Origin of the sequence: Bifidobacterium olomucense (genome assembly GCF_012932375.1) — a bacterium.
GTDB classification, from domain to species: Bacteria; Actinomycetota; Actinomycetes; order Actinomycetales; family Bifidobacteriaceae; genus Bifidobacterium; species Bifidobacterium olomucense.
Genome location: NZ_JAAIIG010000006.1, coordinates 64287 through 81039 on the forward strand (window position 1 = coordinate 64287; position 16753 = coordinate 81039).

Consider the following 16753-nt stretch of genomic DNA (forward strand, 5'->3'; position numbering starts at 1 on the left):
CGCTCAGTCACCTTCAGTGTACGTTTTCCCAGATGAAGGACAATATAGTCTGGAAAAACGTACGCTTGAGCATGGGAACGGATGTCAAAGAACCGAATACAACGACGAGAGCCCTGTGCTGGCTGATGAACAGCCAATACAGGGCTCTCGGTTTATGGCGGTTTATGGTCAACACCGATGCGGATGCGCACGCTCGCCGCGCTCAGGGCCGGACACTGCGCTCAGGGCCGGCTGGTGTACGTCCCACCACACTTGGTGGCCGCCGGACGTACACCGTGCCGAGCCGCGCCGAACTCGCCGCCACGACGCACCACGCCGTGCCGCGACTCAGCGCTTGCGCTGGGAACGGTTGATGGCGGAGATGATGGCCTTCAGGGCGCTGGTGGTGATGGACGAATCGATGCCCACGCCCCACACGATCTGCGCGTCATCGGCATCGCCGACCTGGCATTCCACGTAGGAGGCGGCCATGGCGTTGGTGCCCACGGACATCGTGTGCTCCACGTAGTCCATGATGGAGGCATCCACACCGAAGTTGGAGATGGCGTTGAGGAAGGCGGCGATCGGGCCGTTGCCGATGCCGGAAACCTCGCGCTCCACCGGTTCATCTTCGCCGACGTTCACGCCGCGATCGAGCACGCGGGCCTTGAGCACGGTATCCGAACCGTCCTCGCCGGAGCTGATGGCCACCTTGAGCAGCTTCAAACGGCCCCACGGAGCCAGCGAAGCGTCGTGGGTATCGCCCACGACCACACCGGCCGCGGTCATGCCGGACTGCTCGACCGGCAGATACTCGTCCTTGAACAGACGCCAGATGTCCTCGTCCTTGACTTCCTTCTTGGTGTCGTCGGCGAACTTCTGGACGATCTTGTCGAACTCCACCTGCAGACGCTTCGGCAGGTCGAGGTTGTGGTTGGTCTTGAGCAGGTAGGCCATGCCGCCCTTGCCGGACTGCGAGTTGACGCGGATGATGGCCTCGTAGGTACGGCCGATGTCCTTCGGGTCGATCGGCAGGTAGGGCACGAGCCACACGAAGCTGTCCAGATCGGCACCGGCGCGGTCGGCGGCCACCTGACGGGCCTCAAGGCCCTTCTTGATGGCGTCCTGATGAGAGCCGGAGAACGCGGTGAACACGAAGTTGCCGGCGTACGGGTGGCGCTCGGAGATCTTGATCTGGTTGCAGTACTCGACGGTCTTGCGGATCTCGGGCACGTTGGAATAGTCGATCTGCGGATCGATGCCCTGGGTGAGCATGTTGAGGCCGAGGGTGACGAGGTCCACGTTGCCGGTACGTTCGCCGTTGCCCAGCAGACAGCCTTCCACGCGGTCGGCACCGGCGAGCAGGGCCAGCTCGGTGGCGGCCACGCCCATGCCTTCGTCGTTGTGCGGGTGCAGGGAGAGCACCACGGCGTCACGGTCGTCCAGATGGGTGGAGACGTACTCCACTTCGTCGGCGAACACGTTCGGCGTGGTCATTTCCACGGTGGCCGGCAGGTTGATGATCATCGGACGCTCGGGCGTGGGCTTGATCACGCCGATCACCGCATTGCACACCTCGACGGCGTACTCCGGCTCGGTGCCGGTGAAGGATTCCGGCGAGTACTCGTAGTACAGGTCGATGCCCTTGGCCTCGCCTTCCAGGTGCTTGCACAGTTCGGCGGCGTCGGTGGCGAGCTGCTTGATCTCGGCCTTGTTCTTCTTGAACACCACTTCACGCTGCAGCACGGAGACGGAGTTGTAGAAGTGTACAATCGCGCGCTTGGCACCGCGCAGAGCCTCATAGGTGCGGCGGATGAGGTGCTCGCGGCACTGGGTGAGCACCACGATGGTCACATCGTCCGGGATCAGCTCACGCTCGATGAGCATGCGGATGAAGTTGAAGTCGGTCTCGGAAGCGGACGGGAAGCCCACTTCGATCTCCTTGAATCCCATGGAGACCAGCAGGTTCCAGAAACGCAGCTTGCGCTCGGAATCCATCGGGTTGACCAGAGCCTGATTGCCGTCGCGCAGATCGACGGAGCACCAGCGCGGCGCACGCTGCAGTCGCTTGCCCGGCCAGGTGCGCTCCGGGTAATCAAAGGGAATCTGCTTGTCGTAAGCCGCGTACTTGTTGTACGGCATGCGGCTGGGCTTCTGCGGGTCTCCGATGAATCGTGCCGGAGGCAGCAGCGGGTCGTTGTTCCCCCCATTGGACGCCGCGGCAACCGCTGCGAGATCAAAAACGGATGATTGATCCTGACCCATTGTTCCTCCTTTGCTGTGTGAAAAACCTTCATACAATTGGTCTGTATGGCCTTGCGGCCTCTTCCGGTCGCACAATTTACGTGTACGTAACATGCGCGGCTCCCTCTATCCTAGCGACGGGGCATTCCAACACCCCGTCTGTCTCAAGAATCTCAAGAATCACCCGACCTCTGCCGCCCGATCGCATCGCTTAGCCGCATCGCTCGGCCACATCACCCGGCCGTCTCGCCACGTTCATCTCAAGAACATGGCAAACTCCCGCTTTCGCTACCTTTCGACATTAGAATCGGAATCGTGCGCGGGGAGCACGAGGCTTTCCGCCGTGAGGGAAGAAGTTAGTCATGACTAATCCGAATGTGCCTCCCATGCCGCAGATGCCACCGATGCCACAGCCGCATGGCGGGCAGAACTCCGTACCTCAGCCGCAGTATGCGCAACCGGGTGCCGCTCAAGTTCCGCCGGTCCCGCAGATGCCGCAGCCACAGGCCCAGCCTCAGGCCCAGCAGTACGCCGCGCCTCAGTACCAGCAGCCCACCTACCAGTGGCCCGCGCAGCAGGCGGCCGTCGTACCCCAGGCCGCGCCGCAGCAGTACGCGCAACAGCCGGTGCAACCCACCGCCGTCTACAGCGCCCGTCCGGCCCGCCAGCTGCGCACCAAGCGTGGTCTGCTCAAGTACATCCTGTTGGGTCTAGTCACCCTCGGCATCTATGACATCTGGCAGATGAGCGAGGTCGGCGAGTCCCTGAACCTCATCGCCTCCCGCCGCGACGGCAAGAAGACCATGCACTACTGTCTGCTGTTCTTCCTCGTGGGCCCGGTGACGCTTGGCATCGCATACTTCTTCTGGTTCCACCGTATGTGCACACGCGTAGGCGAGGAGCAGGCCGCCCGCGGCATGACGCCCACCGTCAGTGCCGCCACATACTGGCTGTGGGGCGTGCTCGGCGCGTTCATCATCGTGGGACCGTTCATCTTCTACTACAAGCTGCTGCACGCCATGAACGATCTGTCTGCGGATTACAACGTCCGCGGCTGACCGATTTCTGCCTGTAATCTTGCGCCCGCGCACAAGCTCGGTAATCGCCGAGCTTTTTGCGCGGGCGCGATTTATGTCCGCACGTCGCTGCCTTATGACCCCAACGATTCGTCCGAAATACGTTCGATTGACCCGTCCGACCCGACTCGTCTCAGCCGGCCCCACGAGTCCAGCGGCAACGGCTGAGGTCGCTATATTCTTGACTATCGGAAGAGACAAGCACAGAAGGAAGTTTGATTATGCTCTGTCCTAATTGTCATACCGAGAACGCAGACGGCAACAAGTTCTGCGAAACCTGCGGCACTCCGCTCGCCGGCGCTCCGGCTCCGGCCGCGCCGGCAGCCGGCGCCTCGGTGCCCACCCCGTCCGGAGTGGCCCTGCCGCCGATACCGATGCCGGCAACCGTGGCCCCGGCACCGGCTGCTGCCGCTGAACCTGAATCCGACGAGACGATACTGTCCGCCAACGTTCCGGTCGAGGACGACGCAACCGTACTGTCTTCCTCTGCCCCGGCTCCAGCCGCACCGGCCCCGGCACCGGCTCCAGAACCCGTCGCACCGACTCCAGAACCCGTCGCACCGGCTGCACCGGCGGCTCCCGCGCAGGACGCACCGGCCACCGAAACCTCTACCGCAACGGTGACCGAGCCGGCCCCGGCACCGGCCAAGGCCAAGCGCGGCCCGAACAAGCTGATCATCATTCTCGCGGTCGCACTGGTGGCTCTGATCGCGGCCGGCGTGGCCCTGTTCCTGACCTACCGCGCCGAGGTGTGGGGCGGCAAGTCGCTGCCCGACCCGGCATCGTTCTCCAGCTCGGTCACCGACAAGAACGGCAAGAAGACCTCGGCCGTCAAGGCGAAGGACGTCACGGCGGCACTGAAGGCCAAAGGCCTGAAGGTCAAGACCGAGAAGGTCTTCTCCGGTAAGGATTCCGGCGTGTTCGTGGGCTATAAGGACAACGAGGCGGGCGCCCGCGTGGCGGCCGGCTCCACGGTCACCGTGCAGGAATCCGCCGGCCCGGGCGTGCCGAAGGACACCATCGGCAAGAAGGCCGAGAAGACGACCTCCACGTTCGTTGAGATGGGCGTGCCGGTCCACTACAAGAAGGTCTACGTCTCCGACACCAAGACCAATCCCGAAGGCACGGTGGTTTCCAGCTATCCGGCCGCCGGCACCGGCGTGAAGGACGACGAACGCGACAAGGGCATCTACCTCGGCGTGGCCACCAAGTCCGACGGCTCCGCACTGCCGCTCGACGTGATGGGCCAGAGCGTGGACGACGTCAAGTCCCAGCTGGAATCCGAGGGCCACACCGTAACCGTCAAGAAGCGTTTCTCCTCCAAGCAGTACGTGGGCAAGGTGGCCGGCGCCGACCCGGCCCCCGGCTCCACAATGAGCTCCAGCGATGATGTGACCTTGTACGAGGGCATCGACGCCACGAGCACAAAGGATGCGTTCAAGGCCGAAGATCTGCCGGAGATAAATGGCGATGCGATGCTCGGCACCACGGATGCTGCCGACGGCCAGTGGTGCACCAACGACGGCAAGTGCATCACCATCGAGGATAACAAGGTGGTCTCCGGCGGCAGCGACTACTCGGATTATGGCCAGTACGGCAATTATCTGGTGGCCTGCGACGCCATCCAGCAGCCCTACTGCAGCAATACGAAGGCCGACTATCTGGTCACGCAGGATTACGGCGCATTCGAACTCATGCCCTACCCGAGCCTGACCAACTACTGGTCCAACGGCAAGATGTACAGCACCAACGGCGTGGGCGGCAACCGTCCTACCAGCGGCGAATACCATATGCAGGACCTGTTCCTGGTGGTTCCCACCGGCTCTGATCTTGAGGGTCTGGAAGGCAGCAAGGGCTACTTCGACGCGGACGCTCTGGCCGCCGCGAAGAAGGAGAAGGCCGTGGATACGGACCGTCCGTTCATCCTGTGGCGTGACCCCTCGCAGTACGACACCACCACTGCTCCGTACAAGGCCGGGGGCAACACCACCAATCCGTTCCTGCCGTACGACGGCTACTCCAGCAACAGGGACAGCATCGTCAAGATGAAGCCGGCCCCGAGCGACGCCACGGCCTACTACCGTGTGGAAACGACCGAGCCGGACTGGGATTCCCTGCCGGATGCGGACGTGAAGGTGCCGGAGTCCAAGGATGCTTCGAACGCCGATTCCACGGATTCGGATTCCAAGGATTCCGAGTCCGACGAGCCGGACGCGGCTTCGCTGAAGGTGTTCTCCGATCTGGCCGGATCCCAGTACTCCTACACGATCGCCGCCGACGGCTCCGCGTACACCACCATCTCGCTGGACGAGAAGGGTAACTTCTCCGGCACCGTGGATGAGGCCGATATGAAGAGCGGCGAGCCGACCGCCACCGCCCCGCGCATCAAGACCAAGTTCACCGGCAAGTTCAAGTCCGCCAAGTCCAATTCGGACGGCACCGTGACGCTGGAATGCGATGCTTCGGCCTTCAAGATCGACGACACGTCCAAGGCCACCGAATCCGGTTTCAGCCCGTGCGGCACGTTCACCGGTTACCCGGCCGGCACCGACCTCGAATCGCTGCCTGAGGACGCGCAGTCCTTGATGGTCAAGCGCGGCTCGATGGACGGCCCGTCTGACTGGCTGCTGGCCAACGACGGCGGCAAGGGTACCTTCATCCGCACTGAGAAGTAACGGATCAAGTAACGGACCGCAAACCGTGAGTTGCGTTGATCGCGCGGGACGCATTCAGTCGCCCCCAATCGCGCGTGATCAACGCAACTTAACGTGATTACTACGACAAACGCGCTGTGAGCGACTCGCGAGAGACGCTCACAGCGCGTTGTGTTTGTTGGCCGCACAGAGCGTACGTTTTTAGCGTACGTTTTTCCAGACTAATTTCCCCCTTATCTGGAAGAACGTACGCTGAGTGAGAATAAGCGTACGTTCTTCCAGATGACGCGGGATTTACTCTGGGAAAACGTACGCTGCCCCTACCGTCCGCGAATCAGCGAGCGGACGATGGCCAGGAAGCCGAGGCTCATCGCGCCGGCCAATACCGCAAACACCTGCGGGCGACGCAATTCGTTGCGCACGCCGATCGCATCGGTGATGCAGTGGTCCTCGAACCACACGCGCACCTCGTTGCTGGAGTAGCGGCCCACCAAGTCGCCCCACGTGAGCATGCGGGTCACGTAACCGGCCGGATTGCTTTCGTGGAATTCAAACAGACGGATTCCGCGGTATCGGGACTTCGGCCCATAACACTCGAATCCGCAGGTCGGCGCATACCCCAAGTCGATGCCGTGCGCGTGGCCGACGAAGGCGTTTTTATGGTCGTGACCGCAGAACAGCGCGAAATACCCGCCGGCCGCGTTGAGGGCCGCCACCTCACCTACGTTCTCGTCCGCACATCCGATCGCCTCGCCCAATCGCGAACCCGGGCGGCAAATCTCATGATTGAGCACATAGCAGTGCCCGGCATAGGCACGCGCGCCCTCCACCGCGTTCGGCGTCCAAGCCGGCACCTCCTTCAGGCAGTCGTAGAATTCCTGCGGTGGAATGTGCTGGAAGGCGATGGCCGGCACCGGTTTGCCGTCGCCATTGCGCGCGCCGAGCTCATCCTGCACTGTGCCCAGCCATTCGAGCGCTTCGGGCGTGGGCGTGCCATAGCCATCCGAATCGGCCAGATCAAGGCCACGCGAGTTGACCACATACGCCGGGTATTGCGCGTCGTTTTCTTCCGGCTTGCCGGCGTAGTCACCCGAATTGACCATCATCACGGCCATCGCCACACGGCCGGACCCATCGGACGCCTCAATAGGCAACGCAAACGTACCGGGCTCCAGACTGTCTTTCGGATTCATGCATCCCGGGAATTCGCGGTACAGATCATCCTGTTCCTCGGCCAGAATGCCACACTGGAAGTCGTGGTTGCCGTACGTGGCGGCGAACGGTACGCCCGCCTGCATAATCGGACTCAGGAATCCGGCGAACGTGCGGCGTACTTTCTCGCGGGTCTGGTCCATAAGTTCGTCCATCGTCACCGGTGCGTTGGCGTCGTTATCGGTGACGGTATTGGCGACTGCCTTGCCCGCGGCCTTGCGCAGCACCTGCCTGCGTTTGATGCCGCGCAGCTTGGCCTCCACCTCGGTGACGGCGCGGACGCGAGCGCCGGGTTCCTCGCCACGGCGGCGCAGGAAGGTGTCGATATAGGCGGGATCGTAGCCGCGGATCTGGTCGCCGGTGAAGACCACCAGATCCGGGTCGGAGGCGCGGATGGCCTCACGAATGAGGCGGATCGTGTCCGGGCGCACGTCGGGGCCGTCCTGCACGTCGGCCATTTGCAGCACGCGGAAGCTGCCGTCTTCGCGGAATCGCAAGCTCGTCATGCCTCAACAGTGTAGAGGCGCGCGGCCGCGGACACCCGATCGTTCACAGTACCGGCACAGGGGATTTGCGTGGCCGTAATCAGCCGGCGATTGATGAGGCTATGTGCGCCCTCACGTCACCGCTCGCCGACTATTCGGTCAGGTAGTACACCGTCTCGTCAAGCGGCGCCTCATTCATGTGATAGTAGATGATTTTCAGGAAGGCCTTACTGCTGTCGGGTTTGGCTTTGCCCGCTACATACGACGATGAATACGATGATGCCGCAAGGCCTTCCAGCTTGCTGGAGCTGGTGCCAGCCGGTATGTACGCCACCTCGAACGGCTTGAAAATCTCAGCTTCAGAGAAAAACTCGTCACCGTTGTAGCACGCGTCGGAGCCGCGGTAGCTGCCGCACTGGTAGTCACTGTCCGGCCCCTTAAGGTCCAATCCGACGTCTTCGGGCACCCATCTCGGATCCGCATCCGCCAATTGCAACTTGGACACCGTATGATCATCCGGGCTCATGTACAGGTCCTTCGAACCGGACGACGTCGCCTTGCCGGTGTCGTCGATGGTGATGCACGAGGAATTATCCTTCTGGCAGTACTTGCCGGCGATCGGCGTGAAGTCACCGCCGCTCACAGTCGAGCGGATTTCCTGCAGGGTCATGTCTTTGGCCGACTTCTTCGACGTGGACTTGTCTGACGAATCGGACGAATCGGACGAATCGGCACCGCTCTTGGATGCGGGAACCTTCACGTCGGCGTCCGGCAGGGAATCCCAGTCGAGGTCGCCGTTTTGCTCCATGAGATAGTAGACGGTCGAGCCACTGGGTGCCGGCTTCATCGGCTCCATCTCATTCTGATATCCGTTTGCTGACTTGTTGGTGGGCACGAACGGATCGACCTGATGCGCCCAGTCGTCAACTGGGTCGCTGGTGGAGTCGTACAGGCTCTTGTCACGCACCAGAATGAACGGACGGGTGGTGTCGATCTTCTCTTCCTTGTTGGCCTTCGCCAGTTCATCGGCGTCAAAGTAGCCGGACGATTCCAGCGAATCCACATCGGAGCCCACCGGGAAATAGACCACGAAATCCTTCATCTCGTAGGTCAATCCGGTCGGACCACTGTAATGTTCGGCGCCGGCCGGCGGGGTCATTGTACCGCCTGAAAAATCGGCCATTTTATAGACACCGTCGATGCAATACTCTCCTACGGAAGAACCGGTCATGGTTGTCGTGCCACAGTTCGGCAAATCCATGCCAGCGTACAGCTCGAACATGCCCCAATCCTTGAGCAGCAGATGGTTTTTCATCGGCAGCTTGTTCGGATCCGTGTACTGATCGGCGGACAGCATCGCGCCGCTGATGTCTTGCGAGAAATTACTGAGACCAAGGAGATGATCCTTGTCTTCGTCCTCGCCCTTGATATGCAGGTACTGGTAATCGTCGGACGTCGTACCGCCGTACGGGGTGGAGGACGACTGTTCCAGCGTGACGCAATCCTTGGAGGCGTCCTTCACCTCGTTCTTGCAGTACATGCCGATCATCGCGCTGGCCTGTATGCTGGCCATCCGTCCGTTATACGAGTTGTCACGGCTCAGCACGTCCATGTTGCTGTCTTTATCGATGCCGTAATACAGCGTGACCGATTCGCCGGAGCTCAGTTCGGAGCCCGGTGCCGGGTATGAACCGGAGATTTTGCCCACGTACTGTTCGGACGAATAATGCGGTTTGAGCGTTACGTCATAGCCTTCCGCCTCCAGCGCGCTGACCGCGTCGGATTTCTCCTGGCCGAGGATGTCCACCGGAATGCCGTCGCCCTTCGAGGCCACGCCGATGTAGATGCCGTCGCTCTCCTCGTCTTCGGTCAATCCCACGCCTGGTGCCGGGTAAGTGACGGCGACCTGACCTTCCGGCGTCTTGCTGTCTTGCGCGATGACGACCTTCTTGTAGTGCACCGGCACGCCCATGTCCGCGAACGTATCGGTCACCTTGTTCACGTCCTTGCCCACGGTGTCTTTCGGCACGCCCGGGCCGGCCGACTCCTGCACGGTGACCGTGGAGCCCTGCTTGACGCGAGCGCCCGCCTGAGCGCCCTCATAGCCGAGGAATGCGCCGCGCTCCTCGCCGGAGAAGACCGGCACGGTTTTGACCTTCAGGCCCTTGGCTTTCAGCGCCGCCGTGATGTCCTTCGCCTTGACCACCGATTTCTTGCCGTTTTTGCTGGTCACGCCGCTGGCGATGCTCGCCGCATCCGGCAGAACCTTGCCGCCCCACATTTCCGCGCGGTAGGTAAAGAACAGGGTTGTTCCGGCCACGAGCAGGGCCACAAGAATGATGGACAGGAGGATGACGAGCTTGTTCGGGCCGCGCTTGGCAACTGCGGTCACCGTAGCTGCGTATGACGGCGGGACCGGTTGGGTCGTGGGCTGAGTCGCGGACGGGCCGGTCGGGTTTGTCGAGTTCGTTGGGTAGCCGGAGGCTGCGTACGGAGCGTTTGTGGCGGGCGCGGGGACGCTGGGCGTACCGGGGGCGGGCGCGGGCGTACCTGACGTACCGGGCAGCGGCGGATGGTCGATCATCGTTTGATCAGGCATCGGCATCGGCGCGGACGGCCCGGACGCGGCCTGCCCCGGAGCGGGCGGCCAAGCAGCGTTCTGTCCCGGTGCCGGGACCTGATTTGCGGTCACGCCCGGCTGATTCGGCTGCGCTGCCGCGCTACCGGCCGGCAGCTGCGCGCCGCACTGCTCGCAGAATCGGCTACCCCCATTATTGACAGCACCACATCGTTGACAAATCATCGTTGTTCTTCTCTCTCGTCGAATGATGCACTATGGCATCATTCTACCGAGAAACGAACGCACGCAAGCAACGACTGCGGGACTAGCGGGGACTACCGGAACAGGCTCACGCCGCGACGCGCGGTGCAGTAGGCGTTACCCAGCCATGTATGGCGCGAGTTGGGCCATACGGCTCCCAAACGCGGCGCATTCTGACTCATCCAGATGCTCGGCACACGGCCGTCCGCCGAACGCGAACCCAGCAGATTGAAGCCGTTCTTCTCCAACAGCCATTCCGGATGCTGGGTGGCGATGGCGAGGCCCTCTTCCAGCGTGAGCGGCAGACGTTCGTCAGAATCGATGAGCTTGCGGGCCACATCCGGTTCACGGTTCACATAGCAGGTGCCGGTATGCGGATCGACCACCAAGTAGAACGGACCCTCCGGCGGCATGAAACCGTCCTGCGGCAGGAAGCTGGCGATGTCGCGCGGGGGCATCGTGGTGAACCCGGCCATGCGGTTGATCGAGGTTCGGGCGATCAGCGATTCCGGCGAAACCAGCTCGCGCGTGGGCACCAGCAGAATATTCGAGCCCAGATCGCTCTGCTCCAGCGCGGAGATCAACGGACGGGCCAGCGCGCGGAACGCGGCGGCGCTCATATCCGCCACGTCCGGGTAGCCCAAGGCCACGATACGGTCAAGCTGTTTTTGCGCTTCCACTGATGCGATCGACATGCCTACTAGCCTAGCGCGGCGGGACGTCGGGGATGGGGCGGGGCTGGAGCGTTCCGACCGGAAGACACGGGCGCGAGGTTCCCGGTCAGAGGGCTTCGGACGGCCCGACCCCGGCCATCATGCGGAAGTACGCGGCACGTGGCACGGCGTTTCCGTAAGATTGACGATTACGTGTGAACACCCATCCATCTGACCCAAGGGGTTGATATGTCCGAAAAGTTGAAGGTCGGCGTGCTTGGCGCCACCGGCATGGTCGGCCAGCGTTTCATCACGCTGCTGGAAAATCATCCGTGGTTCGAGCTGACCACGCTCGCCGCCTCCGCGCATAGCGCCGGCAAGACTTACGAGGAGGCCGTCGGCGACCGCTGGAAGATGGAGACGCCGATGCCGGAGTTCGTCAAGCACATGACGGTGCTTGACGGCGATGACGTGGAGAACGTGGCCAAGGACGTGGACTTCATGTTCTCCGCGGTGAACATGCCCAAGGACCAGATTCGCGCCATCGAGGAGCGCTACGCGAAAACCGAGACCCCGGTGGTCTCGAACAACAGCGCCCATCGTTGGACGCCGGATGTGCCGATGGTCGTGCCGGAGATCAATCCGGAGCATTTCGCGGTGATCGAGCATCAGCGTCGTCGTCTGGGCACCACGCGCGGATTCATCGCCGTCAAGCCGAACTGCTCGATTCAGGCGTACACCCCGGCGCTGGCCGCGTGGAAGGAGTTTGAGCCGCGTGAAGTGGTGGTGAGCACGTATCAGGCCATTTCCGGTGCCGGCAAGACCTTCAAGGATTGGCCCGAGATGGTGGGCAACATCATTCCGTTCATCTCCGGCGAAGAGGCGAAGAGCGAGAAGGAGCCGCTCAAGGTGTTCGGTCATGTGGACGCCGAGCGCGGCGAAATCGTGCCGTTCGAGGGGGCTCTGCGCATCACCTCGCAGTGCATTCGCGTGCCTGTGCTGAACGGTCACACCGCCACCGTGTTCATCAACTTCGGCAAGAAGGCCACGAAGGAAGAGCTTATCGACCGCTTGGTGAACTACACTTCGCAGGCCGCAGAGCTCGGACTGCCGCACGCGCCGAAGCAGTTCATCCAGTACCTGACCGAGGATGATCGTCCGCAGGTCAAGCTGGATGTGGATTATGAGGGCGGCATGGGCGTTTCCATCGGCCGTCTGCGTGAGGACTCCATTTTCGACTGGAAGTTCGTGGGCCTCGCACACAACACATTGCGCGGTGCCGCCGGCGGTGCGCTGGAATGCGCCGAAATGCTCAAGGCGCTCGGCTACATCACGAAGAAGTAGCCTCGCACCACATACGCGGTTTGTGGCGGTTCGCGCTTTTCGCACGATTCGTACTTTTGCGCACAATTCGCGCTTTTCGCACGATTCGGGCGCAAATGGGGTGTATGAACCGCCCACACCCGAATCGCGCGAAAAGCGAGCAGAACAGGCCAGATTCAAGCAACCCCACACCCGAATCGCGCGAAAACGTCCCACACGTGCCTACATTCGGCCACTTTGCACCCGAATCGCGCGAAAAGTACACCGCAAGAGGCTCATACACCCCGCCTACACCCAAATCGTGCGAAAAGTGCGCATAGCACACGAATAACGGCGCATAGGCAAACAATATATGCGAGAAGGTTTGTTGCTCTGCCATATCTTTCGGCAGAGCAACAAACCTTCTCGCTTACAAGGGGCTGATATCCGGTTAGCGGGAGGTCTATCTGCTTTACGAGGGGCTGCGCCGGAACGATAACGCCCATATTCGTCCCTAATTTCAACGTCATTACGCCATGTTCCGGGCCTGTGTATTTGTCGGACAGCCCCTCGTAAAGCAGATAGATATTCCGAACAGCGGAAATCAACCCCTTGTAAAGGAGAAAGCCCTCCATGCGGAGGGCTTTCTCATGCAATAGTGCGAATTCGTGCGACTTTCGTGCGACTACACACGCATTCACACAAGCTCAGCGACCGGTGCCACCGTAAACCACAGCTTCGATCTGGTCGGCGTCAAGGCCATACGCGGTGTGCAGCGCCTTGACGGCGTCGTTGAGCTGGTCGAGCGGCACGAGGGCGGCGATACGAATCTCCGAGGTGGAGATCATCAGCACGTTGATGCCCTTGTCACTCAGAGCCTGGAAGAACTTGGCGGCCAGACCGGAGTGGGTCTTCATGCCGACGCCCACCACGGCCACCTTGCCCACGTTGGTGTTCACGTCGAAGGAATGGTATCCGAGCTCCTCCTGCTTGTCGAGCAGCGTATCCTGCACCTGCTTGACGGCGGATTCCGGCACGGTGAAGGAGATATCCGCAGTACCCACGGACGCGCCGGCCTGCACGATCATATCCACGTTCACACCGGCAACGGCCAGCTCGGTGAACACCTTGGCGGCCATACCCGGTTCGTTCGGCACGCCGCGCACCGTGGCCAGCGCTTCGGAGCGATCGTGCGCAATGCCGGAGATCACCGGGGCTTCAGGGCCCAGGTCGGGGAACAGGTCTCCCATGGATTTCGCTTCTTCTTCAGTCATGTCTGTCGCCTTATCTTGTGGTCTTGTGATCTGTATTACGAATGATTCGAGGGGTGGAATCCGAAATCCGGAGCTAGTCCAGATTCGGCAGCGTGCGCGGGTCCACGCCGTCGGGCACCACCAGCGTGCCGGGACGGTGCGAGAACGAGGAGCGCACGTGCAGCGGCATGTTGAATCGCTGCGCGTATTCCACGCAGCGCAACGCCAACACCTTGGAGCCGCAGCTGGCCATCTCCAGAATCGCGTCGTAGCCGATGTACGGGATGCGCTTGGCGGCCGGCACGATGCGGGGGTCGGCGGTGAAGATGCCGTCCACGTCGGTGTAGATCTCGCAGATGTCCGCACCGAGCGCCACAGCAAGCGCCACGGCGGAGGTGTCGGAACCACCGCGGCCGAGCGTGGTGGCGTCGCCCTTGGCGTTGATGCCTTGGAAGCCAGCCACGATGGCCACGTCACCCATCGAGAGAGCGTTCTTCACACGGTCCGGCTTGACGGCCTTGATGTGGGCCGCGCCGTAACGGGCGTCGGTGAAGAAGCCCGCCTGCTGACCGGTGAAGGAGTGGGCACGATCGCCGGCGGCGTGAATGGCCATGGCCAGCAGACTCATCGAGATACGCTCGCCGGCGGTCATCAGCATGTCCATCTCGCGCTCGGGCGGGTTGGAGTCGATGCTCAGCGCCTGATCGATGAGGTCGTCGGTGGTGTCGCCCATGGCGGAGACCACCACGGCCACCTTATTGCCTTTTTTCTTCGTTTCCACGACGCGCTTGGCCACGCGCTTGATCGATTCCGCGTCGGCCACCGATGAGCCGCCGTACTTCTGCACGATGAGAGCCACTGCTGTCCTTCGTTCTTCTCTTGGGCTGTGTTTCAGGCCGCGGACGCATGTTTACGATGCCACCGTTGCCTCACGTTTGCGCCTTATTCTACGTAAGCGGCACGATTATAAGGAGCACGCGCTTTGCCATATGACCGCCCACCCATCATACGGACGCGAACGCCGCCGGAAGCGCCGCCGGAAGCACGACCGAATCCCCATACCAAAGTTCAGCTGCAGCACCTTGCAGTCGTACGGCCCACCGCATCTTGTCGCATCTCGCTATTCACCAGAGCGCCCAGTCCAATACACAATCCAATACATCACCATCAACGTATTAATTACTAGAATACTAGTGATTAACTGCGAAAAAAGATATTATGCTGTTGATAATAATCGAGATGTGAGGAAGATATGAAATACGTGCCTACTGCCGTAAAGCGCGATTTGCGCACAATCGGAGAGCAACTCATGCAACAGCGCAAGCTGCTCTCTCTCACGATTGCCGACGTGGCACAGCGCGCAGGCGTAAGCCCCACCACCGTCGCCAACATCGAACAAGGCAAAGCAGTACGCACCGATTCACTGATAAGTGTTGCGCACGTGCTCCAACTCGCAGACGCCATGGTAAAAGCCTGCGACCCTTACACCACCGATCTCGGAAGACTCCGCGCCGGCGAAATTCTCCCCAAACGCGTTCGCAGATAAGGCCAAAAGCATGTCGACAACAATAGAAGCCCATGTGCGCATTACTCTCGATACAGGTAAAGAGGTAACCGCAGGTACTCTGCACGCAACAGGCAACACACTGTTGTTCCACTACCTGCCTTCCTATATCGCCGACGCTGATTCCTTCGACCTTTTCCCCTCTATGCCCCGCTCACTGGCCTCATTTCATTTCTCCGGTCTGGGACCGTTTTCCGATTCCGCCCCAGACCGTTGGGGGCGAAAAGTATTCGCTCGGAGCCTCAAACGTACGCGAGTCTTCGAGCCAGAATACCTGTTTGGCGTCAACGATTTGACCCGTCAAGGGGCCGTGCGATTCGTCGTCAATGGGGATTATGTAGCAGGAAATGAAGGCGTCCCTGTTGTAGCCAACTTGCCCGACTTGATGAACACAGCGGACGCGGTGGAGAAAAATCAGGAAATCAGCGACATTGCTCTGCGCCGTTTATACCGAGCTACCGGATCACTCGGCGGAGCGCGGCCAAAAGCGTCGGTAGTTGATGGGGACTCACTTTGGCTCGCTAAATTCCCTAAACCGGACGGCGACAATTGGGATGTAATTGGATGGGAATCAGTGACTCTTGATATCGCGCAACTTGCAGGAATCCAAGTTCCCCAGCACCGGACCATCAAGATTCAAGATTCCGAGGGAAGAAGTCGAACCGTCCTTCTCGTACAACGCTTTGATCGCACTCCGAGTGCGGATATTCAGCACGCGAAACGCATTCCCTATATGTCCGCAATGACAGCACTAGAAGCTTCTGATGGGGAAGGCGGCGACTGGATCGATCTTGCCGAGGATGCTCGGCTCAGAGGTGCAGACACCACCGAACTCTGGCGTCGCGCCATGTTCGGCGCAGCAATCGGCAATCTCGATGATCACCTGCGCAATCACGGTTTTCTTCGCATTCAGAGTTCATGGCATTTGGCACCAGCGTTTGACATGAATCCGGAACCATATGACGAAAAGATGCCAGACTCCCATCAGCTTTCCTTCTGTGGGGATAACGAAGTGACCACGAACACCCTACTTACTGATGACGCATTGGCGGTATTCGGGGTGAGTAACACATATGCTAACCAGTGGAGAAGCACACTGCGCTCCAGCCTTTCGCAAGCTCTTAACCGATCGAAGATGCAGCACATTGATTCATCTTCGATCGAGCTGATGAGCACACGATTCAGCCACGCCATTGAGCTATTGTCATAATTCGGGCGAGCGCGAGCGGCAGCGCCCTGGGCATCGGCTTTATCAGCGAATTTTCAGTGTTTTGGCGGGGATTCTTTGAGGGTGCTCCATCGCTGTTCGCAAGTTCGCGCGGTTTACTATGAACTACCGGCAAACGAAAGCGCACCGGCGAGGTTCTTCCGCAGGGAACCCCATAACTGAATTCCTTCTTCTCTTCTTCTTCCTCTCTCCTGTTTCAAGGCCCGGCCCAAACCGCCGGGCCTTGTTTGTGATTGTGACCGATTGAGTCCGATTGGAGGCGATGAGGGGGAGGACGGCCGG

Annotated in this window: 11 protein-coding genes; 5 read left to right on the forward strand and 6 right to left on the reverse strand. The window is 60.9% G+C overall.

Translation table 11 applies throughout. The features are described from left to right. Positions 1-327 precede the first annotated feature (327 nt). The gene (leuA, locus tag G1C97_RS07605) at positions 328-2244 is read right to left on the reverse strand and encodes a 2-isopropylmalate synthase (protein ID WP_169241252.1); all 1917 of its coding nucleotides are present in this window, start codon (positions 2242-2244) and stop codon (positions 328-330) included. Between the two features lie 341 nt (positions 2245-2585). Between leuA and G1C97_RS12530 the strand changes: the two genes are divergently transcribed. Together G1C97_RS12530 and G1C97_RS12410 are read left to right on the forward strand one after the other, a co-directional pair. After that, positions 2586-3281 (forward strand): DUF4234 domain-containing protein, encoded by a 696-nt coding sequence (locus G1C97_RS12530; protein WP_240951062.1) that lies wholly within the window; start codon positions 2586-2588, stop codon positions 3279-3281. Between the two features lie 239 nt (positions 3282-3520). After that, positions 3521-5974 carry a PASTA domain-containing protein gene (locus tag G1C97_RS12410; RefSeq protein WP_169241253.1) on the forward strand — a complete coding sequence of 818 codons (2454 nt, stop codon included), beginning with the start codon at positions 3521-3523 and terminating at the stop codon, positions 5972-5974. A 299-nt stretch (positions 5975-6273) separates the two neighbouring features. Here G1C97_RS12410 and G1C97_RS07620 read toward each other — a convergent pair whose 3' ends face one another. From G1C97_RS07620 to G1C97_RS07635, 3 genes are all read right to left on the reverse strand, one after another. Next, positions 6274-7671 (reverse strand): metallophosphoesterase family protein, encoded by a 1398-nt coding sequence (locus G1C97_RS07620; RefSeq protein WP_169241254.1) that lies wholly within the window; start codon positions 7669-7671, stop codon positions 6274-6276. A gap of 130 nt (positions 7672-7801) precedes the next feature. Then, positions 7802-10453: a PASTA domain-containing protein gene (locus tag G1C97_RS07630; protein WP_240951063.1), complete on the reverse strand. Its 2652-nt coding sequence runs from the start codon at positions 10451-10453 to the stop codon at positions 7802-7804. Between the two features lie 92 nt (positions 10454-10545). Beyond that, positions 10546-11166 carry a DUF5701 family protein gene (locus G1C97_RS07635; RefSeq protein WP_100496590.1) on the reverse strand — a complete coding sequence of 207 codons (621 nt, stop codon included), beginning with the start codon at positions 11164-11166 and terminating at the stop codon, positions 10546-10548. Positions 11167-11373: 207 nt separating this feature from the next. Between G1C97_RS07635 and asd the strand changes: the two genes are divergently transcribed. After that, complete coding sequence (asd, locus tag G1C97_RS07640) at positions 11374-12468, forward strand: aspartate-semialdehyde dehydrogenase (protein WP_169241255.1); 1095 nt, start codon at positions 11374-11376, stop codon at positions 12466-12468. A 665-nt stretch (positions 12469-13133) separates the two neighbouring features. Here the strand turns inward: asd and G1C97_RS07645 are convergent. Together G1C97_RS07645 and G1C97_RS07650 are read right to left on the reverse strand one after the other, a co-directional pair. Next, positions 13134-13700: an ACT domain-containing protein gene (locus G1C97_RS07645; protein ID WP_100497122.1), complete on the reverse strand. Its 567-nt coding sequence runs from the start codon at positions 13698-13700 to the stop codon at positions 13134-13136. A 73-nt stretch (positions 13701-13773) separates the two neighbouring features. After that, the gene (locus G1C97_RS07650) at positions 13774-14538 is read right to left on the reverse strand and encodes an aspartate kinase (protein WP_100497121.1); all 765 of its coding nucleotides are present in this window, start codon (positions 14536-14538) and stop codon (positions 13774-13776) included. A gap of 393 nt (positions 14539-14931) precedes the next feature. Here G1C97_RS07650 and G1C97_RS07655 point away from each other — a divergent pair, with 393 nt between their 5' ends. Continuing rightward, complete coding sequence (locus tag G1C97_RS07655; protein ID WP_169241256.1) at positions 14932-15225, forward strand: helix-turn-helix domain-containing protein; 294 nt, start codon at positions 14932-14934, stop codon at positions 15223-15225. A 10-nt stretch (positions 15226-15235) separates the two neighbouring features. Beyond that, positions 15236-16453, forward strand: coding sequence for a type II toxin-antitoxin system HipA family toxin (locus G1C97_RS07660; RefSeq protein ID WP_169241257.1), 1218 nt, complete (start codon positions 15236-15238; stop codon positions 16451-16453). Positions 16454-16753: the final 300 nt, after the last annotated feature.